The 23,446-nt window shown below is 42.3% G+C and carries 22 protein-coding genes; 5 read left to right on the top strand and 17 right to left on the bottom strand.

Annotation, left to right across the window (positions count from 1 at the left end; translation table 11 throughout):
- Positions 1-242 precede the first annotated feature (242 nt).
- Genes HMPREF9186_RS10960 through HMPREF9186_RS10945 form a run of 4 tightly spaced genes read left to right on the top strand, consistent with a single transcriptional unit; the run spans position 243 to position 1,487 of the window.
- Positions 243-488, top strand: coding sequence for a hypothetical protein (locus HMPREF9186_RS10960; protein ID WP_001813542.1), 246 nt, complete (start codon positions 243-245; stop codon positions 486-488).
- Positions 485-820 carry a DinB/UmuC family translesion DNA polymerase gene (locus tag HMPREF9186_RS10955; RefSeq protein WP_000806926.1) on the top strand — a complete coding sequence of 112 codons (336 nt, stop codon included), beginning with the start codon at positions 485-487 and terminating at the stop codon, positions 818-820. Before HMPREF9186_RS10960 ends, HMPREF9186_RS10955 begins: the two co-directional genes overlap by 4 nt.
- A 12-nt stretch (positions 821-832) precedes the next feature.
- Positions 833-1,201 carry a hypothetical protein gene (locus HMPREF9186_RS10950; protein ID WP_000567222.1) on the top strand — a complete coding sequence of 123 codons (369 nt, stop codon included), beginning with the start codon at positions 833-835 and terminating at the stop codon, positions 1,199-1,201.
- Entirely contained in the window at positions 1,188-1,487 is a 300-nt protein-coding gene (locus tag HMPREF9186_RS10945; protein WP_001072467.1) for a DUF5960 family protein, read from the top strand. Before HMPREF9186_RS10950 ends, HMPREF9186_RS10945 begins: the two co-directional genes overlap by 14 nt.
- Positions 1,488-1,604: 117 nt before the next feature.
- Here the strand turns inward: HMPREF9186_RS10945 and msr(D) are convergent, their stop codons facing one another.
- The 15 genes from msr(D) to HMPREF9186_RS10870 all read right to left on the bottom strand — a co-directional run bounded on the left by msr(D) (position 1,605) and on the right by HMPREF9186_RS10870 (position 17,652).
- Entirely contained in the window at positions 1,605-3,068 is a 1,464-nt protein-coding gene (gene msr(D), locus HMPREF9186_RS10940) for an ABC-F type ribosomal protection protein Msr(D) (protein WP_009730792.1), read from the bottom strand.
- A gap of 119 nt (positions 3,069-3,187) precedes the next feature.
- Complete coding sequence (gene mef(A) / locus HMPREF9186_RS10935; protein WP_000417519.1) at positions 3,188-4,405, bottom strand: macrolide efflux MFS transporter Mef(A); 1,218 nt, start codon at positions 4,403-4,405, stop codon at positions 3,188-3,190.
- A 385-nt stretch (positions 4,406-4,790) separates the two neighbouring features.
- Positions 4,791-4,961: a hypothetical protein gene (locus HMPREF9186_RS10930; RefSeq protein WP_000873143.1), complete on the bottom strand. Its 171-nt coding sequence runs from the start codon at positions 4,959-4,961 to the stop codon at positions 4,791-4,793.
- 514 nt (positions 4,962-5,475) lie between these two features.
- On the bottom strand, positions 5,476-6,831 hold the full coding sequence (gene rlmD / locus HMPREF9186_RS10925; protein ID WP_009732723.1) for a 23S rRNA (uracil(1939)-C(5))-methyltransferase RlmD: 1,356 nt from the start codon (positions 6,829-6,831) through the stop codon (positions 5,476-5,478).
- Between the two features lie 62 nt (positions 6,832-6,893).
- The gene (locus tag HMPREF9186_RS10920; protein ID WP_009732722.1) at positions 6,894-8,207 is read right to left on the bottom strand and encodes an LCP family protein; all 1,314 of its coding nucleotides are present in this window, start codon (positions 8,205-8,207) and stop codon (positions 6,894-6,896) included.
- Complete coding sequence (pheA, locus tag HMPREF9186_RS10915) at positions 8,204-9,058, bottom strand: prephenate dehydratase (protein WP_009732721.1); 855 nt, start codon at positions 9,056-9,058, stop codon at positions 8,204-8,206. The genes HMPREF9186_RS10920 and pheA overlap by 4 nt, the downstream gene beginning before the upstream one ends.
- Positions 9,049-9,534, bottom strand: a complete 486-nt coding sequence (locus HMPREF9186_RS10910) for a shikimate kinase (protein ID WP_009732720.1) — start codon at positions 9,532-9,534, stop codon at positions 9,049-9,051. The genes pheA and HMPREF9186_RS10910 overlap by 10 nt, the downstream gene beginning before the upstream one ends.
- Positions 9,527-10,810 (bottom strand): 3-phosphoshikimate 1-carboxyvinyltransferase, encoded by a 1,284-nt coding sequence (aroA, locus tag HMPREF9186_RS10905; protein ID WP_009732719.1) that lies wholly within the window; start codon positions 10,808-10,810, stop codon positions 9,527-9,529. Before aroA ends, HMPREF9186_RS10910 begins: the two co-directional genes overlap by 8 nt.
- A 170-nt stretch (positions 10,811-10,980) precedes the next feature.
- Positions 10,981-11,319, bottom strand: a complete 339-nt coding sequence (locus HMPREF9186_RS10900) for a YlbF/YmcA family competence regulator (protein WP_009732718.1) — start codon at positions 11,317-11,319, stop codon at positions 10,981-10,983.
- Between the two features lie 100 nt (positions 11,320-11,419).
- Positions 11,420-12,526 carry a prephenate dehydrogenase gene (locus HMPREF9186_RS10895; protein ID WP_009732717.1) on the bottom strand — a complete coding sequence of 369 codons (1,107 nt, stop codon included), beginning with the start codon at positions 12,524-12,526 and terminating at the stop codon, positions 11,420-11,422.
- Positions 12,527-12,542: 16 nt separating this feature from the next.
- Positions 12,543-13,709, bottom strand: a complete 1,167-nt coding sequence (gene aroC, locus HMPREF9186_RS10890; protein ID WP_009732716.1) for a chorismate synthase — start codon at positions 13,707-13,709, stop codon at positions 12,543-12,545.
- A 6-nt stretch (positions 13,710-13,715) separates the two neighbouring features.
- Entirely contained in the window at positions 13,716-14,789 is a 1,074-nt protein-coding gene (aroB, locus tag HMPREF9186_RS10885; protein WP_009732715.1) for a 3-dehydroquinate synthase, read from the bottom strand.
- 163 nt (positions 14,790-14,952) lie between these two features.
- A complete protein-coding gene (gene aroE, locus HMPREF9186_RS10880) occupies positions 14,953-15,825 on the bottom strand; it encodes a shikimate dehydrogenase (protein WP_009732714.1) in 873 nt (290 codons plus the stop codon).
- On the bottom strand, positions 15,815-16,492 hold the full coding sequence (aroD, locus tag HMPREF9186_RS10875; RefSeq protein ID WP_009732713.1) for a type I 3-dehydroquinate dehydratase: 678 nt from the start codon (positions 16,490-16,492) through the stop codon (positions 15,815-15,817). The genes aroE and aroD overlap by 11 nt, the downstream gene beginning before the upstream one ends.
- Entirely contained in the window at positions 16,489-17,652 is a 1,164-nt protein-coding gene (locus tag HMPREF9186_RS10870; RefSeq protein WP_009732712.1) for a class I SAM-dependent rRNA methyltransferase, read from the bottom strand. Before HMPREF9186_RS10870 ends, aroD begins: the two co-directional genes overlap by 4 nt.
- A 230-nt stretch (positions 17,653-17,882) precedes the next feature.
- On the opposite strand from HMPREF9186_RS10870, the gene HMPREF9186_RS10865 reads away from it, so the two are divergent.
- The gene (locus HMPREF9186_RS10865; protein ID WP_037614226.1) at positions 17,883-20,042 is read left to right on the top strand and encodes an LTA synthase family protein; all 2,160 of its coding nucleotides are present in this window, start codon (positions 17,883-17,885) and stop codon (positions 20,040-20,042) included.
- A 60-nt stretch (positions 20,043-20,102) separates the two neighbouring features.
- Here the strand turns inward: HMPREF9186_RS10865 and pulA are convergent, their stop codons facing one another.
- Both pulA and HMPREF9186_RS10855 read right to left on the bottom strand, forming a co-directional pair.
- Entirely contained in the window at positions 20,103-22,403 is a 2,301-nt protein-coding gene (gene pulA / locus HMPREF9186_RS10860; RefSeq protein ID WP_009732710.1) for a type I pullulanase, read from the bottom strand.
- A 77-nt stretch (positions 22,404-22,480) separates the two neighbouring features.
- Positions 22,481-23,443 (bottom strand): diacylglycerol kinase family lipid kinase, encoded by a 963-nt coding sequence (locus HMPREF9186_RS10855; RefSeq protein WP_009732709.1) that lies wholly within the window; start codon positions 23,441-23,443, stop codon positions 22,481-22,483.
- Positions 23,444-23,446 lie beyond the last annotated feature (3 nt).

The raw sequence follows: 23,446 nt of genomic DNA, 5'->3' as shown, positions 1-23,446 counted from the left end.
TGTGCTGAGAGCTTTCTTCTATACTAATAGACGAAAGGGTGTGAAAATGATTTTTAAATGATACTGTGGAACGGAACAGTAGCCCTAGTATTGACTACTGTCGTTTCTATTCATATTGGCTATTCTAGGACTGAGATGAAAAAATCTATAAATGCTCAGAATAAAATTGAACCCGCAAATCTCCCCAAAACAATGGTGAGTCATGTACTTGTATTATTCCGAAAAAATACACCTCTGGTGCAGTGAGACAAATTGGTGTATCTTATAGTGGCTTCGTAGATGAAAGCTATACTCTACTATCACTCTTTGATGATGTAGAACAAATTGAAAAAGATAATAGACTTCAGACAGCTATTGATGTTGTCAGAGAACAGTTTGGTTTTTTAGCCATACAAAAAGGAACCGTCCTAACTGAAGGTTCCAGAAATATTGAACGCAGTAAACTTATCGGTGGTCATTCCGCGGGTGGATTGGAGGGATTAAAATGAAACAAGAAAAAAATACAGTACAATTTTCAGAAATCCGTAGCAAAGGATGTAATGATATTGAAATGCTTGAAAGATTTTTACATGGAATCGTTGAAACAGCAACTTCAAAACTTCGTCAGAGAAAACTCAAAACAACTGAAATATCGATACGACTAGTACATGCTAAATCTGAAAACCGATTACCATTGGAATTTACATTTAGCATTAAGCCAACAAGCTCATCTGTGATAATCTATACTGAGGTAATCAATCGCTTTAAAGAATGTTACACAGGTGGGGGAATTCAAGGTTTTACGATTCAATTTGATAAAAATACCCTTGCCTCTGCATAGAAAGGATTTGATATGATTGACCGTTCATATTTACCATTTCAATCAGCAAGAGAGTACCAGGATACAAAGATGCAAAAATGGATGGGCTTTTTCCTATCTGAACATGCATCAGCACTCTCTGATGATACAAACAAAGTAACGTACATGTCTGACTTATCACTAGAGAAGAAATTATTACTCCTCAGTCAAGTATACGCCGGGCAGCTACGCACACGCATTCAAGTGATTGAAAAAAACAAGCGTGTTTCCTACACTGGAACAATACCAAGTCTGACCAAAGATTTCATTTTGATAAAAACTACAACAGGTCACATCAATTTGAAATTAAAAGACATTATTAGTATTGAACTTGTCGAGGAGGTGCTCTATGAATCAGCTTGAGTTTCAGCGTAATCACCTACAAATGGACTATTATAGCGAGAGCTACCAAGATTTTGAACGTGACTTCTACCGCTACTCTAACATGAATATTCCATTGACCTTCCTAACTGATGATATCCTAAAAACAATGGCGACTTCACGTAAGAATTACTTTGTCCTCAATAAGGAAAAGTCCAGAGATAACCGCGATCACTTCTTCATATTTGAAGTAAGTACCGTAGATGAGAATCCGCTAATCTATCATTATACATATAAGAAAACTACAATATATTTAGCAGAAAAATAGGAGCAGTTCAATTGACTGTTCCTATTTTTAATATTCATAAAATCTAAAGTCTTTATACTCTTTAACAATGGAGTCGCCAACCAGAACAGACTATACTGACCAGCGACTACCTTAAATTTAATGTTTCAGATTTATTTTCTTATCTCTAATTTCATAAACTACATCTGCTACATTTTCGAGTAATCGTTTATCGTGGGTGATAAACACGATAGTTCCGGTGTACTCCTTCATTAGTATTTCCAAAGCCTCTAAACTTGGTATGTCAAGGAAGTTACTGGGTTCATCCATTATTAGGATGTTATATCTACCCATGAGCATTTTAGCAAGCAACAATTTTATAATTTCTCCACCGCTTAAAACAGATAAACTTTTTCCAATATCGTTCTGTTTGAACCCCATAGATGCTAGCACTGAACGAATTTCTGATATATTGTAGTCACAATCCTTCTGCATAAACTCCATAACATTCTGATTACTGTTGTACTTGTAACCATTCTGTGCAAAGTAACCTATTTTTGCCTTAGGCGAAATAGAAATTCCTTCTTCATGGTTTAAGATCATTTGGATTAAAGTTGTTTTTCCGATTCCATTACCACCAGTTAACGCCACTTTTGCTCCTAACGGAATTTGAAAAGATGCATTTTCAAACAGAGCCTTATCCCCAAATACTTTATTAATTTCTGCACCGACTATAGGGTATGGATTATGGAGCTCCAATGCTTTACTTTGCCTGAAACGAATTCTGCGAATGCCTTCCGGAGCTTCTACTTTTCCTAAGGCCGCAATCCTGTGCTCTAGGGTTTTAGCAGCATTATACATCTTTTTTTCCTTACTTCCTATTGATTTTTGATGAGCTAAACGCCCTCCGTCTTCAGTACTTTTTTTCTTTGAAGAACCTTTTGCCTTCTGTTCTATTTTACGAGCCTGTTTTCGCTTTTCCTCCGCAGCCCTTTCCAATCGGGCACGTTCCGCAATAAATTGTTCGTATTCTGCAGCTTGGCTCTTACGTTCTTCCTCTTTCTGACGAAGATAATCAGAATAGTTTCCCCAATACTCAGTGATTTTGCCATCTTTCAGTTCCCATATTTTATCTACTATTTCATCAAGAAAATAGCGGTCATGGCTAATAACTAACAGTGCACCTGTAAAATATTTTAGCTGTCCTATTAGAAAATCAATTCCTTCACGGTCTAAATGGCTCGTAGGTTCATCCGCTAAAATACCATGAACCTGTGCCGATAAGGCCTGTGCTATTTTAAGCCTTGTTTCTTCACCACCGCTCATAGTCTGTATATTTAATTGCTCAACACCTAGCTTGCCTACAAGTGCAAAATCTTTTTCCTCCTGCAGAGTTACTTCGTCCAACTGGGGAATATAGGCAAGTTCACCCAGACGATTCATTTTACATCCTGGGGGAGTTAATTCTCCTAAAAGTACCCTGAGTAAAGTGCTTTTTCCAGCACCATTTGCTCCTACTAAACCAATACGGTCATAATCATATACTTCTAATTCATTTATATCTAAAACATCGCGTCCTTTGAATTCCACACGAATGTCTTTTGCTTTTATTATTAATTCCATAACATTTCCTCCTGTCTATAATCGCATGCTTTCATTTGCTTGTATGCAGGGAAAACCCTGCGATTTTAGCAGGAAGAGTTACATGAAAATAAGATACATAAATATTCCTCCAATATTGTTTATTTTAAATCTAATTTTCTAACCTCAGTTATCATTTGGCAAACTATAGCAATGCCAATAATTAAAATACCTGATAGTAAAAACCAATGATTTACACCGATTTTATCAGCAAAGAATCCAGAAAGAATTAACCCAATTGGCATAGCAAGTGACATGATACTTCCGATCAAAGAAAATACACGTCCTAAATATTCAGGCTTAATTTTCTCCTGAAAAAGAGCTGTTTGCACACCGCTATAAAATGGCACCGAAAGCCCCATTATTGCACAGCAAACTACGAATATTACAAATCCATTTGGAGGAAGTATTCCCGAAACGGCTAAACTGGTCCCCATTATAAAAAATGAACTTGTTATTAGTAATACATGCTTTTCGAAGCCCCCTAATCTTCCTAATAATAAGCCTCCTGCTAGCATCCCAAATGCAAAGGAAATTTCCGTAATAGAAATATGCACAGGCGTTCCATTAAAGTGTTCCATGCTTATTAAAGGAAATAGTGCATTGATTGGCATATAAACAAAAGTATATAGTGTTCCTAAGAGTAATAAGGCAAACAATCCTTTGTTTTGTCTCAGAACCACAACTCCTTCTTTCATCTCCCTTATGAAATTTGGTTCTAAACTTTGCACTTGATTACCCAGCTTAGGTATACGTACAATTGCTACCGTAATAGATGCAATCACAGCACCCAATACGTCGATGGCAATAATAGCATTTAAATCCCAAACGGAGTATAAGAGTGCTGCAACTGCCGGACTAACAATATAGCTTATAGACTGCAAAGACTGACTATAGCCTGCGCATTTCGTTAGCTGTTCTTCTGGTACTAAAAGTGGTGTAACCGCATTGAGTGCTGGGGTATGAAAAGCTGTTCCAATGCTACGGATAAACAATACTATCATAATCATCCAGACAGGTAGCTCCATACAGAATGCAACAATAGCAAGCACTGCACCAGCTGCTGCGATAATTAAATCGGCACCAATCATTATCTTCTTCCTATCATGACGATCCACTAGCACACCAATGGCAGGTCCCAAAATCGCATAGGGTAAAAAACCTACTAATGAAGCCATAGACAAGACCATCGCAGATCCTGTTTTTTCTGTAAGGTAAAAAATAATCGCCATTTGCAGGATGGCACTAGTGATTAATGATACTGCTTGCCCTGCCCATATTGCATAAAATTTTCGTTTCCAATTGTTGTATTTTTCCATTTATATTATCTCCTGCATATTATTTTGCTTGAATTTCTATTTTGAATAGCATTCTAGGCAATAAAAAATGCAGGCCAAACCCCACAATGTGGCTTTTGGTCTGCATACATACAATTTGGAAACATTCATATTAAAGACATAGTTAAATAAAGGTATAGTTAAATAACCAATATCCTCACCGTAACTAATGAATGCTCAATATCGTATAAATAAGCACAACAAAAAAGCCTATCATCGGGTATAGATTCTGCTTTTTTTATTGCCAGCTTATCTTAAACGCATTGAGGCTGTCATAGTTTCGGTTCCTCCTACATCTTTGTTTATATCAATTTACAGTATAACACAACAAGATGATATGTTCAATATAAAAGTTATGGAATGAGACTCATACTTCCAATTCGATGCCAGATTTAAAGGATATGACGAAGTTTTCTTCATAGACTGTAACGCTCTGGATTATCTTCCTTAGTAGCAAGCGATTAGCTTTCACAAAATCTTCTGTTTGTAGTTTTAAAAATTCATCAGGATTTTCTAACTCAACCTCAAAATATTTCATTTTACATTCCCTCATTTCATTTATTGATAAATTGAGTTTGCAAAAAAGAGTGGACAATTTTTGTCTACTCTTAACCTTTAAAATAGTTTTTTTTAATCGATTTGAAGTTGCCTAAATTATTACTTATTCGGTAAAATGAAGTATTGCTTTCAACAGATTTCCTTCAACTACACTTCACTTGATTCAAACAAGGTGGGTACATTTCTATTCCCACAAACTCCTTGTCAATGGAAACAAACACGTACCCACAGGGTAAATGGAAATAGAAACTGATAATTTCTAGCTATCACTTCTACTCATTCCAAAAATTTTCTCACTCTGATACTTACCCACCATAAAGCAAAAAGCCTTGCAATCAAGGCTTTCATTATCCCTTTCGTTCAAAGGTTTCTAAGCTTTTACGAGCAGAGCGACACACTCAGCGGTTCGCTATCTCCGTTCTGTCTGCGTGCTAGCACTTGTCAATCACGGACAGCTATCGCATGGGCGGAAGTAAATGCTAATCTTCGTCGTTTTACTCCTTGACTAGCAAACTTACCGCCTCAACATGATGCGTTTGCGGAAAAAGGTCCACCGGCTGTACTCTCTTCAATTCGTATCCCAACTCTTGATAGAGTTTGATATCACGCGCCATGGTTGCGACATTACAGGAGATATAGGCGATGCGGTCAGATCCTGTTTGGGCGCTTGCTTTGATAAAGCTTTCGGTCAAGCCCTTGCGTGGTGGGTCGACCAGGATGGCAGTTGGTTGAACGCCTTCCTTGAGCCAATTCTTCATGGCATTTTCAGCTGTATCACAGACATAGTGGGCATTGGTGATGCCATTTATACTAGCATTCTTCTGGCTATTTTCTACTGCTTCTGGGATAACTTCGACTCCATAAACTCCCTTGACATGTTTAGCGACTGATAAGCCAATAGTTCCGATTCCTGAATAGGCATCGATCACCACATCATCTTCACTTAACTCCGCAAAGTCAATAGCTGTCTGGTAGAGCTTCTCTGCCATTTCTGTATTGACCTGATAAAAGGCTGGTCCAGAAATTTGGAAGCTATTCCCCATCATTTGGTCCGTAATGTAATCTTGACCATAGAGAACCCGCCATTCTTTTCCAAAAATGGCATTAGTATTCTGGTCATTGATATTTTGCATGACAGACACAATCTCTGGGAACTGCTTGATCAACTGATCGATTAACTGGTCCACACGGAAAATCTTGGGACGAGTGGTGACCAAAATGACCATGATTTCTCCAGAATGATGTCCTCGGCGGACCACCAGATTCCGAATCAAGCCAGACTGTTCCTTCTCATCATATGGTTTGAGATCGAAACGACGAATCAACTCCCGAAGCGCCAAGACCACTTGGTCAATGACGGGATCTTGAATATAAAAGTCTTCAATCGGCATCAAATCATGAGAGTTCTTCCGAAAGAAGCCAGTCTCTACCTGACCATTGACCCGACGAACAGGGACTTGGGCCTTGTTGCGGTATTGGACAGGATGGTCCATTCCCAAGGTAAGGGGCACCTCGATATCAGTGATTCCCGCCATCTTGTAGAGGCTATCCTTGACCTGCTTGGCCTTGAATTTCAGCTGCTCCGGATAAGCTAGGTGGCCCAAGTCGGCGATTCCGCTTCGTAAATAGGCAAGATCAAGCTCTTCATTACGATGAGGGGATTTTTCTAAGTACTCCTCTACTTTTCCGTAGCCAATCTTTTTGTTGACTTTAAGCACGCGCATGCGGATGATTTCTCCTGGCAGGGCATTCTCCACAAAAAAGACCAGGCCATCGACCTTAGCTACTCCGGCTCCTTCGTGGGTCAAATCGACAATCTCAACCGTTACAATTTCATTTTTCTTTAACATCGTTTTCTATCTTTCTACAAATTAAAAGGGGTGGAGTCCAAAACTCCTATCCCCTTATTATATCATCTCAGTCCCATTTGGTACAATTTCTTTTTATAAGCATCGAAATCGACCAACAGGCCTTGGCCACCATACATATCGTAGGCATCGACCCAATCTCCATTTTCTGGGATGGTCACTCGTTCAATTCCTTTTCCAGCACTTCCGACTAGTCCAAGTCCATTGGTCAATAGGAAGGAGAAAGGAACATTGGTAGACGTCATGGCAAAGACTTTCCCAAGGGCTTCAGATCCCGTAAAGAGTTTGGTTGGATCCTTGATCTGATGCATGATAGCGGACATGACCTCTTGTTGGCGACGGGTCCGACCAAAGTCTCCTTCATCATCCTTACGGAAACGCGAGTAATTGAGAAGGGTCCGGCCATCCATCCGTTGTTTTCCAACCTTGATGGTTTGCTGCGGAACGACACCGTCTTTCATGTTCAAATCATCTGGCACTTCTACTTCACTGACTTTTTCGCCATCAACCGTTGAAAATTGCGCATTCATCTCGACCCCATTTGGGAAGAGGGTATCGATTGCTGTCGCAAAGGTCTTAAAATCGACCATGGCGTAATATTGGATGTCAATGTCAAAGTTATCTTTGAGCATCTGACGCACCAATTCAGCCCCTTGATTGTTATTTTGCTCCCCGATGGTGAAGGCCGTATTGAGCTTCTGGTCGTAGTAGCCATCATATTCAGGAATATTTTGCTGGCTGACACCATCGATATGGACCAGTGTATCCCGCATGAAGCTGACCATCTTGATCTTGCCTTCTTTGTTATTGACATTGACCACCATGATGGAGTCTGTCCGAGTCTCATCTGATTTCTCACCGATCCGACCATCTGTCCCCAAGATCAGGATATTGACCCCATCTCGCGACTTCTTGCCGTTAAATTTCTCGACGACAGCAGGCTTGGCATCTTTCCCAGCTGGTTTACTGTTGAGGCCTTTCACAAACATAAAGACCATGCCACCGATAATGAGCAAGAAAAAGAGAGCTATCCACTTGAGGATCCGCTTGATGCGGATCTTTTTCCGTGGTTTCTTAGGTAGATCGCTCGTCGCAGCGACTGCTTTTTTCTTTGTTTTTCTGCTACGTGATTGGTAAACAGGAAGGTCACCAATCGGTTCAGCAATCTCACCTTGCACTTCTTCTGTAGCGTCTACCTCAGGTTGAAGGGCTTCTGCTTCCTCATAAGCTCCTTGGCTCTTCTTGAGCAGGTAATTGTATTCTAGTTGTTCTCGTTCATTCAAATAATGAAAATTTGAGTATAAGTACTCTAATCGCTTTCGCTCATGGTGAGATAGAAAGTGGGATTCGTTACTCATCTTTTCTCCATTCCGTTATCTTTTAAAGTATAGACCTGATACTGACCCAAGATTTTTGTCTGAATGCCCAAACTGTCTAATTCTTGATAGGCAAACTGCAGAAGATCAGGCGCTTCATTTAGGAGGTCAATAATGAAAAAGTATTCTCCTAAAGCTGTTTTTAGAGGGCGACTTTCAATCTTGGTTAAATTAATCCCCCGCCACGCAAAGGTGGACAAGCCTTTATAGAGGGCTCCTGCCAAGTTACTTGGTAAGGTCAAGGCCAAGCTAACTTTTTGAAGGACTGGACTTAAAGTTTCTGAGATCGCTGGCTCTTTGGCCCCTAAAATCCAAAAACGTGTATAGTTGTCCTCGATTTCTTGGATGTCTTTGGCCTGGACTTCCAAGCCATACTCACTGGCTGCTGCCAGAGGGGCAATCGCTGCAATTTCCAAGTCTGGATGCTCTGCTACATAGCGAGCCGCATAAGCTGTTGAAGCCGTCATTTCCATGGCCACATCCGGATAATGGGCTCTTAGAAAAACCTTCCCTTGGGCCAAGGCCTGTGGATGCGAATAGACCGTTCGAATGGGGCGGTCTTTTTTAGCCACCAAGAGCTGTTGCTTGATGGGATAGACCACTTCTGCAACGGCCTGAATGGTCCCTTGATGAAAGAGGTAATCAATGGTCTCATGGACACTACCTTCAATCGAGTTTTCAACTGGGACAACCGCAAAATCGATCTCGTGATTCTCATAAGCCTTGATGACATCTGTGATCGTCCGATAGGCAATGCGTTCAGAAGTTGGAAAACTATGAGTGGCCACATCATGGGTAAAAGATCCCTTGGGACCAAGATAGCCTACAAGCATCGAATGATCTCCGCAATTTCTTCAGGTGTTTTGTCCTTAACATCCACAATATGGGTAGCAATCGCTTCATACAAAGGCAAACGGCCATCAAAAATCTTCTTGAATTCTTCTTTGGAATTGTTTAAAAAGAGGGGACGTTGCATAGCTTTGTCATTTTGAATGCGACTGTACAAGGTTTCAAAATCCACGCGCAAATAGATATTATGCGGATTTTTTTCCAAGAGGGCACGGTTATGAGGGTTGACAACAATCCCACCTCCAGGAGAGATAATAGCCGCTTCATTTTCCAATAAGCGCTCCAGCATCTCAGCCTCACGGCGACGAAAGGCAGCTTCCCCTTCCACTGCGAAATAGTCATTGATCGACATACCGATCTCTTCAACAATTAATTCATCCATATCATGGAATTTTGGATCAAGAATACGACCAACAGTCGTTTTACCTGTTCCCATAAAACCAAGTAAAATTTTAGCCATGCAGTAAGGTCTCCAAATCTTCAAAAAAACTAGGGTAACTGGTGTTGATGGCCTCTGCCCGATCCAGCACCACATTTCCATCACTCACCAATAAGGCAGCAATGGCAGCCATCATCCCAATCCGGTGATCTCCAAAGGTCTCTAGGTCTGCTCCATGTAGAGGAGTCGGTCCAGTGATGATCATGCCGTCTTCCGTTGGCACGACAGTGGCTCCCATAGCATTGAGGCTATCTGCTACGACCTGGATACGGTCTGTTTCTTTCACACGAAGCTCTTCAGCATCCGCAATCACAGTTTGACCATTTGCTTGTGTCGCAAGTAAGGCAATAATCGGCAATTCATCAATTAAGCGTGGAATCAACTCCCCATCAATCCGAATCCCTTTTAAGGACGAAGTCTTAACAGTAAGACTTGCCGAGACAGCTTTTTCATCCCGATCCTCAACAGTGAGATCTCCCCCCATTTCCTGGATGACATCGAGAATCCCTGTCCGCGTTTGGTTGATGCCAACATTTTCAATCTTAATCTCACTCTCTGGAAGGATGAGTCCAGCCACTAACCAAAAGGCCGCACTGGAAATATCTCCAGGAACGATGACTGTTTGACCCTGGAACTCTTGGCCACCCTGGATTTGGATAGTTTTTCCGTCTACCTGGATCTCCCCACCAAATTGGCGAATCATATCCTCTGTATGGTCACGTGTCTTTTCCTTCTCGATAATCGTCGATTCACCCTCAGCCTGTAGAGCAGCAAAGATGAGAGCCGACTTGACTTGAGCCGATGCGACTGGCAAACGGTAATGAATGGCTTGAAGCTGATGCGTCCCTTTTTCATGCAAAGGCGGGCAATCACGCTCTCCTTGACCAGCAATCTCTACCCCCATCTGACGCAGTGGAATCGCTACACGATCCATAGGACGTTTGGATAGACTATCGTCTCCGACCATGGTCACTGAAAAATCCTGGCCCGCTAGGACACCTGATATCAAACGAATAGAAGTTCCTGAATTGCCCATATCAAGGGGTGCGGTCGGAGCTTGAAGGCCCTGAAAACCTACCCCTTGAATCCGAATCACATCCCCTTCATCCTGGATGGAAACTCCTAAATCTCGAAACACCTGAATTGTAGAAAGCACATCTTCGCCTCGCAAGATATCATAAACCTTGGTTTCGCCTGTTGCGAGACTTCCAAAAATAATGGATCGGTGACTAATGGATTTGTCACCCGGTACACGAATGGTTCCTCGTAGGCCCTTGCTATTGGTTCTTAATTTCATACCGTTCTCCAGAGTGCTTTTCCACATATTCTATCATAAATAGGGCATGAATTCAATTTTTGATCAAAAACTTGGAACAAAAAACGAATGTTTCCTAGCATTTTTTGAGCTTTTTTCCATCACCTGACGAACGAAAATACCAGAGTGAATTCACAACTCTGGTAGTCTTTTTATTTGTATAAATCTTGAATCGGCTCAAAAATAATCTTTTCGAGATCCGCAAGATAAATAGATAATTGTTGTTGTTTGGTGAAAAATTCATTCACAATTGGACTTGCTTGGATCTTCTCCATATAGCCTTTCATTTCTTGTTGCACAGCTTCTGTTGGAAGTTGACCGGATTGCATCAAACCTTGCAATTGATTTTGGAAAGCGACATATTCGTCAAACAAGCTTTTCGCTTCTGGATTTGCTTCGATCGCTTGCTTGCTTTCTACGACAGCCTTGTATTCAGGAAGGTCTCGAAGAGTCCGAGAAAGTTCATTTGCGACATCATAAATATTTGCCATGAGATAGGCTCCTTTACTGATAAGATACTTCTATTATACTGCTTTTTCCTATAAATTCCTAAAATGAAGCAGGTACTTTGACGCAAATCCTACTTTAGACCTAGCGAGCAAGGACGGTATAAGACGTTGCTTGGCTGATCAATGCTTGGGCCCGCTCCTGATCTTCTGCATTTTTGAAGGTCAGCTGCAAAATCCCGTGGATATCTTCACGATTCTCTTCATTGATGTGAATATTAACCAAGGAAATTCCTTGTAGGATTTGCAGGATCTCAAGAATGACACCTTCCTGATCGGGGACATCGATAAAGAGATCATAGGCACTATCGCGTCCAGCACTCTGATGGATCTGCATTTCTTTTCGGTGCTTACGTCCCTCATGGAAAAATGACCAAATGGCCTCTTCGTTATCTGCTTGAATGGTTTCAGCCACTTGGTCCAAGCGCTCTTTAAAATCTGCAATCCGCTCTAATATAGCTTGAGGATTGGACAAGAGAATAGAGGTCCACATGCCTGGCTCACTTTCTGCAATCCTTGTCATATCACGAAAACCACCAGCCGCAAAACGACGGGTCATTTCATGCTCTTCCCCATAAGCTACGGCCTGCTCGACCAGAGTCGATGCTAAAATATGGGGGAAATGACTGATCTGGGAGGTTACCCGATCGTGTTCCTCGGCATCGATTTCGATAAAGCGGGATCCCAATCCACTCAAAAGCTCTTTCAACTCTTCCATGGCACTTCCTGTGGTCAAGCTGGAAGGGGTAAAAATATAATAAGCGTTCTCAAATAAGGTGGCATCCGCTGAAGCTGCACCTGTCTTATGACTCCCCGCCATGGGATGTCCCCCCACAAAGCGTACGGCCTTGTCTTTAAACACCTTTTCAGCTTGTGCGACAATTTTTGCCTTGGTAGAGCCTGCATCTGTCACTAGTACCTGGTCTTTCAAATTCAGACCAGCTAAAGTTTCTAAGTAAGACTTGGTTTGCTTAATCGGAAGTGCCAAAATAATCACATCCGCTAAAGGGGTAAAGGCAGCGAAATCATCCGTCACCTGATCCACCATTCCTCTTTCAAGGGCGATGGTTCGAGAGGCTTCACTACGATTGTAACCAAGAATGGTCACATTTGGGTAGGCCCTTTTAATCCCTAGCGCGAGGGAAGCACCAATCAAGCCCAACCCTGCAATATATACAACTTTCTTCTCCAAAGGAAAACTCTTTCTCTTAAAAATTCTTAGTAAAGTCCCGGTGCTTGGCAACAGCCTCTTTCAGTTCTTCCAAGTTATCGGATGAGAATTTTTCAAGCACTTCTGTAGCAAGGACCGTTGCGACCACTGCTTCCATCACGACACCTGCAGCCGGTAGAGCCGTTGGATCGCTACGCTCAACTGTTGCCTTATACGGCTCATGGGTTTCGATATCCACACTCATCAAGGGTTTGTAAAGCGTTGGAATAGGCTTCATGACGCCACGAACCAGAATGGGCTCTCCGTTAGTCATGCCCCCTTCAAAACCACCAAGATTATTAGTACGACGGGTATAGCCAGCTTCTTCAGACCAGATGATTTCATCCATGACTTGACTACCTTTTAGGCGACCTGCTTCAAAACCAAGACCGAACTCAACTCCCTTAAAGGCATTGATAGAGACCACTCCTTGAGCGATTTTGGCATCCAATTTCTTGTCCCATTGCACGTAGGATCCTAGTCCAACAGGCACACTGCCAACCAAGGTTTCCACAATTCCCCCAATGGTATCACCATCTTTTTTCACCTGGTCAATGTAAGCCTTAACGGCTTCTTCTTGTTCTGGGACAACAATCGAAACTTCCGACTTAGATGCCTTTTCCTTGATTTCGGAAACGGTTAGATTCTCGGGAATTGTAATCTCGATTCCCCCAAAATTGACAATGTGGCTGGTCACTTCAAGGCCGATCTCTTCTAAAATCCGTTTAGCAACTGCACCAACGGCTACACGCATGGTCGTCTCACGGGCAGAAGAACGTTCGAGCGAATTACGAAGATCGTCAAAACGGTATTTCATTCCTCCGACTAGGTCAGCATGGCCAGGACGCGGTTTAGTAATCTTGCGCAGATCTTTCTTTTTCTTTTCGACCGGTGCTACATTCATGATCTCCAGCCATTTTTGGTGATCCAGATTGGTCACGTTCAGAGTAATCGGACTTCCCATGGTCAAGCCATGACGAACCCCTGATGTGATCTCAACACGGTCACTCTCGATTTTCATCCGTGCACCACGACCATAGCCACCTTGTCGACGTTTGAGCTCTTTGTTAATATCCTCTTCTGATAAAGGAAGGCCGGCCGGGACCCCCTCGATGATGGCTGCTAATCGAGGACCATGGGACTCTCCTGCTGTTAAATATCTCATACGACCTTATTCCTTTCTTTCTATAAAGTCCTTCATTTCTTGAAGAGGGATTTGATGAATCGCAGCTTGCCCCAACTCTGGAACAATCACTAATTTCAAGCTAGTCCCACGCGCTTTTTTGTCATGGGTCAAGGCTTGATAAAGGGCTTCTTTATCCCAGTTCTCATAGACCACTGGAAGTCCAAATTTCCGACACATTTCTTCGATTTGTTGGCTGATTCCCTTTGGCATCAAGCCCTTTTCTTCTGCAACTCGTGACAGCTGCACCATGCCCATACTGACGGCTTCCCCATGCATGACCTGTCCATAACCCGCTGTCGCTTCAATGGCATGACCAATAGTATGTCCAAAATTGAGATACAGTCGAATCCCATTGTCCAGCTCATCTGCTACCACATGGTCACGCTTCACCAGACAAGAATGGGCAATGATGCTCTCTGCATGCTCTAATATACTTTCGACAGAGCCATCCATAGCTTCCAATTCTTGCCAAAGTTCCGTATCTTGGATGAGACCGTACTTGATGACCTCCCCCATTCCTTCGATTAATTCACGGTGTCCCAAAGTGCTCAACACTTCAGGATCAATGAACACACCATCCGGTTGGGCAAAGGTGCCCACCATGTTTTTGGCAAAGGCTGTGTTGACTCCAGTCTTTCCACCGATAGAAGAGTCCACCTGGGCGGTCAAGCTAGTCGGAATCTGAACAAAGGAAATTCCCCGCATATAGGTAGAGGCCGCAAAACCAGCCAAATCACCAACTACGCCACCCCCAAGAGCAACGATTCCATCACTACGTGTCATGCCCTGGGTAGCTAGAAAGTCATAAACTTTCGAAACAGTCGTAAGATTCTTACTAGCTTCGCCTTGAAGAAAGTCAAAGCGTACCACTTGAAAACCAGCTTCCTGCAAGCTTTTCTCTACGATAGATGCATACAGCTTAGCCACCCGGTTATCTGAAATGATCGCGATTTTTTTATCGCCCCAAAGAGTGCGCAACCAGTCTCCAACCTGGTTGAGCCCACCTCTTTCAATCACAATATCATAGGAATGTCCTGGAATAGGTACCGATAGGTTCATAGGAATCTCCTTCGTGTTATTCTTTCATTCTATCTTATCATGAAATAGGGCACATGTCTCAATCGAAACGAAAAAGAGACTAGAGCAAGACTGATTTTTTAAAAATCAGTTCCTACTTTAATCTCATAAGGCTTATTCAATAGTGATAAGGTAACAAACTCTCTTAATCACATACAAATTGTTGGTATTCTGTTGTCAATGCTTTCCATACAGACTCCGTAGGAAATGGTTTCCCAGTCATCAATTCAAAGGCTGCCTCAGCTTGATAAAAGAGCATTCCTAACCCATTTACCCTTTGGTTTCCTTGATTCACCGCAAATTGCAGAAAGGGGGTCACTGCTGGATAGTAGGCCATCTCTACGATTAAGGCATGTGGGGGAAAGGTCAAGTGACTCGCTATCGGAAGAGACTGACCATCCATCCCTACACCAGTGGCATTTAAGATAAGATCAGCTTGATGAAAAGAGTTTTGAACATCTTCATTTTTCTCAATCGCATACAATTCTATCAAAAAATCAAAGCCATCTTCAATCAACTGAACAATTGAACGATAATGAACCAATCTCTCCTCTCTCACAAAGACAAGGATACGTTTCACACCTAGATGAATGGCCTGCGCAATAATCGCTAGAGCTGCACCACCTGCCCCTAAGAGAACCATTGTTTTTCCCTTAATAGAGAAAGCAGGAGGTAAACTACGAAAGAAACCAATCCCATCCGTATTATAGCCCTTAAGCTTGCCATCACGGTGAACGATGGTATTGACAGAGCCGATCTTTAGAGCCATCTCATCCACTTCATCTAAGTAAGGAAAGACCTTTTGCTTAAAAGGCATGGAAATATTGGCCCCAATCATCTCTAACTTACGAATTTGGCTGACAGTGCTTTCTAAATCTTCTTCAGCAATATCCCAAGCCAGGTAAGCAGCATTGGTCGCTGTTAATTCATAGGCTAGATTATGGATGAAAGGAGAGATACTATGACGAATGGGATGGGCAATGACCGCTGCCATCCGAGTATATCCGTCAATCTTCATTTAATAACTCCCGAATTCTTCTCATGTTTTCAAGAGGAATTTGACCTGGAGCACTTTCTTCTCCAACTCTAGCATAAGACCAAGAAGAGCCTGTCAAATCAGCTGTCAAACGTGAAATTTTCCCGACCTTGCCCATGGAAATGGTTACATACTCTTGCTCAGGATTCAGCGTCTTGAAACCACGCGTATAATTCATCAAGTCAAGAACATCTTGTTCATTGTGGGCCATGACAGATACTTTGACTAATTTTGGAGAAAAACTGGTCAATTCCGATAAGATCTCCATCATATTTTCCGGAGTTTCTTGGAAGTTATGGTAGCTGAGAACAAGATTTGAAAATTCCAACATCTCTTCAAAGACTTCACGGTGACTATAATACTCGAAATCGATATAATCCGGATGATAGATGGATTGAATATCTTTTAGGATCCCAACATATTCTTCATTAGTCAGCTCCATCCCTCCACCTTCAGCTCGAGTCCGCAAGGTGAATAAAATCTCGCGTCCAGCAAATTTCTCAAAAACTGCAGGAGCAACGGTTAAGATCTCGCTTTTTTCTAAAAAGTCCGCACGCCACTCAATAACATCTGCATCCTCGTAACGCGAACTATCTAGTTGTTGCGCCTCTTCTAAGGAGCGAGGCATAATCGAAACAACTAACTTCATACATCCACCCTAATCGTAAATACTTTTAAGTAATTACTACTTTCTTCTTTCTTGTTCCATCGAAAATCACCCGGAAGTCCGTATTCCGCTACATAGCGATGCTTACGACCTTGAAATCCCTTTTCGATTTGTTTTTTAAATTTATCTTTGGTCACATTTGCCGCATTGGTACTGAGAATCAAGGTCCCACCTGGATTTAAAATCTCGAGAGCCTCGCTGACCAATCGATGATAATCTTTAGCGACTGAAAATGTCCGTTTTTTATTCCGCGCAAAGCTAGGCGGATCAAGCACGATCACATCATAGCTTAGGTCATGGCGTTTGGCATATTTGTAATAGTCAAAGACATCCATCACGACAAAACGATGAGCATCCAGCGCCAAGCCATTTGCCACAAAATGCGCTTCTGATAATTCTCTACTTCTCTTAGCCAGATCGACCGAAGTCGTCTCTACTGCTCCACCCATTGCCGCAGCCACAGAGAAGGCCGCCGTATAGGAGAACATATTGAGCAAAGACTTACCAGCCGCTAATCCCTCTACCAAGCTACCTCGAACTTCATGCTGATCCAAAAAAATCCCCGTCATCAAGCCATCATTGAGAAAGACTTGGTAAGAGACCCCATTTTCAAGAATCAAAAATTCTTGCGGAGCTTCTTCTCCATAGACATGAGCCGATTCATAGTCCAAGCCTTTAAAGCGAATCTTTTCATAGCCACCTCGGACTTCTGGAAAAGCTTCTTGAAAGGCCGCTAGAATGGTTTCCTTGATCTGAAATACGAAGGGATTGTACCAAGAAAAGACAACAAACTCACCATACAAGTCAACCGTGAAGCCACCAAAACCATCTCCCTCTTGGTTAAAAAGACGAAAGGCTGTCGTCGTTTCATCCGCATAATAAGAACGACGGTATTGCTTGGCTTTGATGAAAAGCTTTTTAAAAAAGTCTTGATCAAAAGCGACCAACTCTTGTGAAACAAACCATCCAATCCCTTTATTTTGTTCAGATAAGTATCCGACCCCGAGGGATTGTCCATCTCCTGAAAGCAATTGAACCGCTTGATCCAAAGCGGGAAGTGAGTCAAAATCTTGCTTTTCAAGAAGGGATTGTCCTTGTTTGATTTTTGTTGCGACTTGGCTACTAACTGTGAGTTTTTTCATATCCTCTATTATAGCAAAAGTCTGTGTTTTTCACAAAGGGAGGCTTTATTTACTAGAACTTTTTTTACCATTTTATTTCAGCTCTTATCCTTTAGCTTTTTACGATTTCATATCCCTGATCTTTCCTATTTCTTTCCTCTGCTTTACAGTCATTTTTTTCTTTCTCCATAAAATTGTGGTATACTTGTATATGAAAATTTTTAGGAAATAAGACAAGGAAGTAACATTTTGTGAAAAAAATTACGAATTCGATACTCAATTTCATGAGTACCAGACTAGGATTTGTCTTGACCCTTCTGTTGCTCTACTGGTTCAAAACCATGTGGGCCTATTCAGTTGATTTTAATTTAGACATTCAGGGACCGTATCAGATTTTTCTAGCAGTGATCAACCCATTGCCGATCAGTCTGCTCTTCATTGGTCTTGCACTTTATATCAAACGAACCAAGCTCTTTTATAGTTTGGCCTTTGGGATCTACCTTCTCTTATTTATTTGGTTGATTTCCAACTCCATCTATTATCGAGAGTTTACAGACTTCGTAACGGTCAATACCATGTTGGCTTCCAGCAAGGTTTCTGCCGGTCTCGGAGCTGCTGCTTTAGAATTGTTCCGACCTTGGGATGTGATCTACATTCTAGATTTCCCTATTCTAGCTTTCTTCTTCTTTAAGAAATGGATTCGAATGGACAATCGTCCCTTCAATAAACGAGCTAGTTTTGCGGTTACCTCTTTATCAGCTATGCTCTTTTCGGCTAACCTTTTCCTCGCAGAAATTGACCGACCTGAGCTCTTGACTCGTGGGTTCTCAAACTACTATGTCGTTCGTGCCCTAGGCTTACCAGCCTTTCTAGGTTACAGTGCTAATCAGACCTATGCTGCCAACAAAGAACGTTCCAAAGCTTCTGAAGCTGATCTAACACCGGTTGAAGAATATGTCCAGCAACATTATGCCAAGGCTAATCCGGAATACTTCGGAATGGCAAAAGGTCGAAATGTCATCTACATTCACTTGGAAAGTTTCCAACAATTCCTTATCGACTACAAGTTGAAAGTGGACGATAAAGAATATGAAGTGACGCCTTTCTTAAACTCACTCTACCATTCAAAGGAAACTTTTGCATTTTCAAATGTGTTTAACCAAGTCAAGGCAGGGAAAACATCTGATGCTGAGACTATGATTGAAACTGGACTCTTTGGACTCAACCAAGGTTCCTTTATGGTCAACTATGGTGGAACTAATACCCAACAGGCTGCTCCATTTATTCTCTCTAAAAACGGTTACAATTCGAGCGCTGTTTTCCACGGGAATGCTGGAAGTTTCTGGAACCGAAATACAGCCTATAAACAATGGGGCTACAATTATTTCTTTGATGCCAGCTACTTCACCAAACAAGACAGTAGTAATTCCTTCCAGTATGGTCTCAATGACAAATACATGCTCAAGGATTCCATCAAATACCTGGAAAGAATGCAACAGCCTTTTTATACCAAGTTCATTACGGTTTCCAACCACTACCCTTATACAACGAGTTTATCAGGAGATGATCTTGGCTTCCCACTGGCTAAGACACAGGACGAAACCATCAATGGCTATTTTGCGACCGCTAACTACCTAGATTCTTCGATCAAGGCCTTCTTTGATTACCTAAAAGAATCTGGTCTTTACAAAAATTCAATCATCGTTCTCTACGGTGACCACTACGGAATTTCCAACTCCCGCAACCCAGCTCTCGCCCCACTACTTGGCAAGAACTCTGAGACCTGGTCTAGTTATGACAATGCCATGTTGCAACGAGTCCCGTATATGGTAGTCATTCCAGGTATGGATAAGGGAGGCATCATCGATACCTATGGTGGTGAGATCGATATGCTCCCAACCTTGGAACACTTGCTAGGTATTGAAGCCAACAAGTTCCTCCAAGTTGGTCAAGACATGCTCTCACCAGATCATGATCAAATTGTAGCTTTCCGCTCGGCGAACTACTTTGTGACTCCTGAGTACACGAGCTACAGTGGTCGGACCTATTACACCAAAACAGGAGAGGAGATCACCAACCCGGATGAAAAAACCAAGGAGCAGCTGGATAAGATCCGAGAAGCTGCCAACCTCCAATTGAAGATTAGCGATAGCATCCAGACGGGTGATCTCCTTCGTTTCTTCAAGGGCAATGACCTTGGTAAAGTCAATCCAGATGATTATTCCTACACCAATTCCTTCAAGGCATTGAAGAAGATTGAAAAGGAAAAAGGCGATAAATCAACCAGCCTTTACAACCAACGTGGAAATGAATCCACTGTGGATCTCTTCAAAGCACCAAGCTATAAAGAATTGCACCCAGAAGAGACTAGCTCTTCTTCAACCGAAACCAGTAGCAGTTCTTCAAAATAAAAAGAATCCCTGAGTTTTTAACTCAGGGATTTTACATTGTCATCAAAAGGAAGATGATCTTCATTGGTCTAGAACTTCAAAAACAGAAGCTGTTAAGTTCTCCACATAGAATGGTCGTTTATGACGGCTATTGCCAACTATCAATTCTAATTGATTTGAATTTTGGAGATAATAAGGAAGTCCGCTAGCATTAAAGATGACTTGGTACTTCTTGTCTCCTGTTAATTCATAGATAACCAAGCCACTGGTATCTGTTGCAGATTGGATAAAGACTTGTTGGTAAATCTTATCATAGCCTTCAAGCGATAAGATAGGTAGACTGGTCTTCAAGGCAATCAGACTGCGAATATAGTCAATTGATTCCTTGTGTTCACTCACCAAATTCCAATCGACCTGATTGACAAAATCTGGAGCATTATAGGAATTCATGGCCCGTTCACGATCCAAAGGAGTGATCTCTCCTTCTGGGCCCGTAGGAACCAATTTTGTCCGCATAAACTCTTGTCCCACCTGCATAAAAGTCATTCCTTGGAAAAGTAGATTCATGGCTGTAGCCAATTCTGAGCGCTTGACCAGTCCTGCTACTTCTTCATTTGGATGGAGGGTCTGAAGCAAGTCATAGAGATTATAGTTGTCATGAGCTTCGACATAATTTAAGACCTGGCTAGGCGTCAAATAATTTCCAAGTTCCGCACTACCTAAAACAGCACGCGCAACGATATTCTCTGTTGATTTTCGGCTGACAAAGCCACGTTTGATGGAACCATAAACCTCAGCCCCTTTAATAGCATCGCGCTCCGTGTCGTTAAAGAATCCAATACGTGGCAATTGCGCCGCATTGTCTTTCTTGGCTTTATCCTCTGGCGCGAGACCGGTTCCCATATCCCAACCTTCTCCATAAAGGAGAATCCGAGGATCCAGAGCATCCATCGCCTCCCGAATAGCATTCATTGTCGTCACATCGTGAATGCCCATCAAATCAAAGCGGAAACCATCGATCTGGTACTCTTTGACCCAGTGCGTAAGGGAATCAATCATGTACTTGCGGTACATTTCATGCTCACTCGCCGTCTCATTACCGACACCTGTCCCATTTTGGAAGCGCCCATCTGGCTCCATCCGGTAATAATAATCCGGAACTGTATTTTGGAAGGGACCATTCTCAGTTGAGTAGATATGATTGTAGATCACATCTATGACTACAGAAATCCCAGCGTCATGATAAGCCCGGATCATGGTTTTAAGCTCTTTCATGGTTTGTTTGGGATTGGATGGATCCGTTGAAAAACTGGTTTCTGGTGCAGAATAATTCTGAACGTCGTAACCCCAATTGTAGGTCACACGACCTTCTTCATCGTACTGTTTATAGCGATCCGAAATCGGCTGTAATTGCACGACATTGACCCCTAACTGACGGATATAATCAAAAGCAGTCGCATCGCCATGGCTATTGACGGTTCCTTCTTGGCAAGCCCCCAGATAGGTCCCACGCAAAGACTCGTCCACACCTGATGTCGGTGACTTGGTTAAATCCCGAAGGTGCATCTCATAGATCACTGCTTGACAAGGATTGTCCAGGCGCCAGGGAGTCGCATCGGCGCCTTTTTTAGTGCCCCAATCAAACTGACGATCTGCTCTTGAGAGAATGGCTGAGCGCATTCCATCGGCTGTCGTTGCAATGCTATAAGGATCGCGCGTCACTTGAGTCTGGTGTTCAAAATGCACACGATATTGATAAGCCATGCCACTTAAATTTCCTAGAAAATCTAGAATCCAAACACCTTGGGTGTTTTCTGGATGGTAGCTAGACTCTTGTTTGCCTCGCATCATCGGAATGGTTTTCCAAACTGGGGCATCCGGTTCAGTTGACTGATAGAGCACCAATTCAACTTTCTTAGCCGTAGGAGCCCATAACTTAAAGCAATACTCACCATCTTCATCTCGACAGCCGAGCCAACCTTGATAAGCCCACTTAGCATCAAAGTTCTTTGCATGGGTAGCCATATCATAGGCATGAGGCTGACGATGACTGTAGGCATGACTAGTCAAAGCAGCTTGTAGAGAATAGTAGACTGTATCATCTCCATCGAGAATCCAGACTTCTCTTACAAATCCCTCTGGTAAGAGTTCGATTTCAAAATCTCGGGTCTTGGTAAGCCAATCCCCTTCTTTGACCAAGACATGTCCTCGGTTTAGCGGTCCTTCGCTCTCATAAACCAGATTCCCCTCTACTCCAAAATAATCCAACTTGGAGAAAGAGACTGATTTTCCTTCTACTTGGTCTTGCCACTGCCACATATCATAGGCAAAATAATTTCCTTTTTGCTTATGAAAATGAAGCTTTACATGGTATTGTCGCATAACATTTTCCTATTTCCAATTTGATACTGACGGAACCATTCGCCCATCCATCAGGCGAATAACCCCATTGTTTGTCTTTATTCCTCAGAGGTGTGTACTAAAGCATCGGTGTTGATTTCATCGATATTTGCAAAGAATTCCAAGTGATTATGGAAGACTTCCAATTCAACCGGAGTATCTCCACCATATTCTCCATCTAGATTAATGCGGAATGGTTGATCATTCTTGCCAATCATATCAATCGTCAGCTTCTTAGTTTTGAGATATTCTACATTGTCATCATGCACATGCTTGCCCCCGTTAATCGCCTGAATCATCAAGGATAACATGTTAAAAAGCTTAGCAGTTTTTACGATAATCAAGGTAAAATTCCCATCATCAAGCTTGGCATCTGGCGCCACACTTTCAAAACCAGCGATTGAGTTGGTCAAGGCCACAAAAATCATAGAGGCTGGTCCTTCAAAAACACCATTGTCATGCTCGATTCGCACCTTACGAGCCTTATTACGTGGCAACATTTTCGCTGCTTCTGCAACATAGGCAAAGTAACCCAAACGAGATTTGACACTACTTGGAACACTGAAGGTCAACTCTGTCAGGGTCCCTGCAGCAGCAATATTGATAAAGTATTTGCTGCCATAAGCACGACCAATATCCATTTGAATGATTTGATTCTTTTCAATAATGCGAGCCGCTGCCACCGGATCTCCCATCGGGATCTTCAAGGCACGCGCATAATCATTGGTTGTCCCTGTTGGAATAAAGGCCATCTGGGGACGATGTTCTAGTCCAGCAACCCCATTAACTACTTCGTTAATCGTACCATCACCACCAGCGGCAATGATCAAATCAAAGCCAGCTTTGGCCGCTCTTTCTGCTTCATTTTGAGCAGAAAATGGTTCGGGAGTGGTTTGATAAGCACTGGTCTCATAGCCCACGTCTTCCAGTACGTCCAAAACTTCCGCAATGTTTTTCTTGATAATTTCTTGCCCAGAGGTAGGATTATAAATTAAACGGGCTTTTTTGATTCGTTCTACCATAAA

The organism is Streptococcus sp. F0442, assembly GCF_000314795.2.
Taxonomy (GTDB): Bacteria; Bacillota; Bacilli; order Lactobacillales; family Streptococcaceae; genus Streptococcus.
Note: the sequence above shows the minus strand (reverse complement) of the source record. Positions and strands in the feature narration are given on the sequence as shown.

Bases quoted from the DNA above. Each gene is read 5' to 3' on its own strand.
- HMPREF9186_RS10945 (WP_001072467.1), top strand. From the start codon at position 1,188: ATGAATCAGCTTGAGTTTCAGCGTAATCACCTACAAATGGACTATTAT.
- HMPREF9186_RS10855 (WP_009732709.1), bottom strand. From the start codon at position 23,443: ATGGTAGAACGAATCAAAAAAGCCCGTTTAATTTATAATCCTACCTCT.
- HMPREF9186_RS10900 (WP_009732718.1), bottom strand. From the start codon at position 11,319: ATGGCAAATATTTATGATGTCGCAAATGAACTTTCTCGGACTCTTCGA.
- pheA (WP_009732721.1), bottom strand. From the start codon at position 9,058: ATGCTTGTAGGCTATCTTGGTCCCAAGGGATCTTTTACCCATGATGTG.
- aroA (WP_009732719.1), bottom strand. From the start codon at position 10,810: ATGAAATTAAGAACCAATAGCAAGGGCCTACGAGGAACCATTCGTGTA.
- HMPREF9186_RS10910 (WP_009732720.1), bottom strand. From the start codon at position 9,534: ATGGCTAAAATTTTACTTGGTTTTATGGGAACAGGTAAAACGACTGTT.
- HMPREF9186_RS10870 (WP_009732712.1), bottom strand. From the start codon at position 17,652: ATGAAAAAACTCACAGTTAGTAGCCAAGTCGCAACAAAAATCAAACAA.
- HMPREF9186_RS10920 (WP_009732722.1), bottom strand. From the start codon at position 8,207: ATGAGTAACGAATCCCACTTTCTATCTCACCATGAGCGAAAGCGATTA.
- aroE (WP_009732714.1), bottom strand. From the start codon at position 15,825: ATGAAGATTGACGGATATACTCGGATGGCAGCGGTCATTGCCCATCCC.
- rlmD (WP_009732723.1), bottom strand. From the start codon at position 6,831: ATGTTAAAGAAAAATGAAATTGTAACGGTTGAGATTGTCGATTTGACC.
- aroD (WP_009732713.1), bottom strand. From the start codon at position 16,492: ATGAAGTTAGTTGTTTCGATTATGCCTCGCTCCTTAGAAGAGGCGCAA.
- HMPREF9186_RS10955 (WP_000806926.1), top strand. From the start codon at position 485: ATGAAACAAGAAAAAAATACAGTACAATTTTCAGAAATCCGTAGCAAA.
- aroB (WP_009732715.1), bottom strand. From the start codon at position 14,789: ATGAACCTATCGGTACCTATTCCAGGACATTCCTATGATATTGTGATT.
- HMPREF9186_RS10930 (WP_000873143.1), bottom strand. From the start codon at position 4,961: ATGAAATATTTTGAGGTTGAGTTAGAAAATCCTGATGAATTTTTAAAA.
- HMPREF9186_RS10950 (WP_000567222.1), top strand. From the start codon at position 833: ATGATTGACCGTTCATATTTACCATTTCAATCAGCAAGAGAGTACCAG.
- pulA (WP_009732710.1), bottom strand. From the start codon at position 22,403: ATGCGACAATACCATGTAAAGCTTCATTTTCATAAGCAAAAAGGAAAT.
- aroC (WP_009732716.1), bottom strand. From the start codon at position 13,709: ATGAGATATTTAACAGCAGGAGAGTCCCATGGTCCTCGATTAGCAGCC.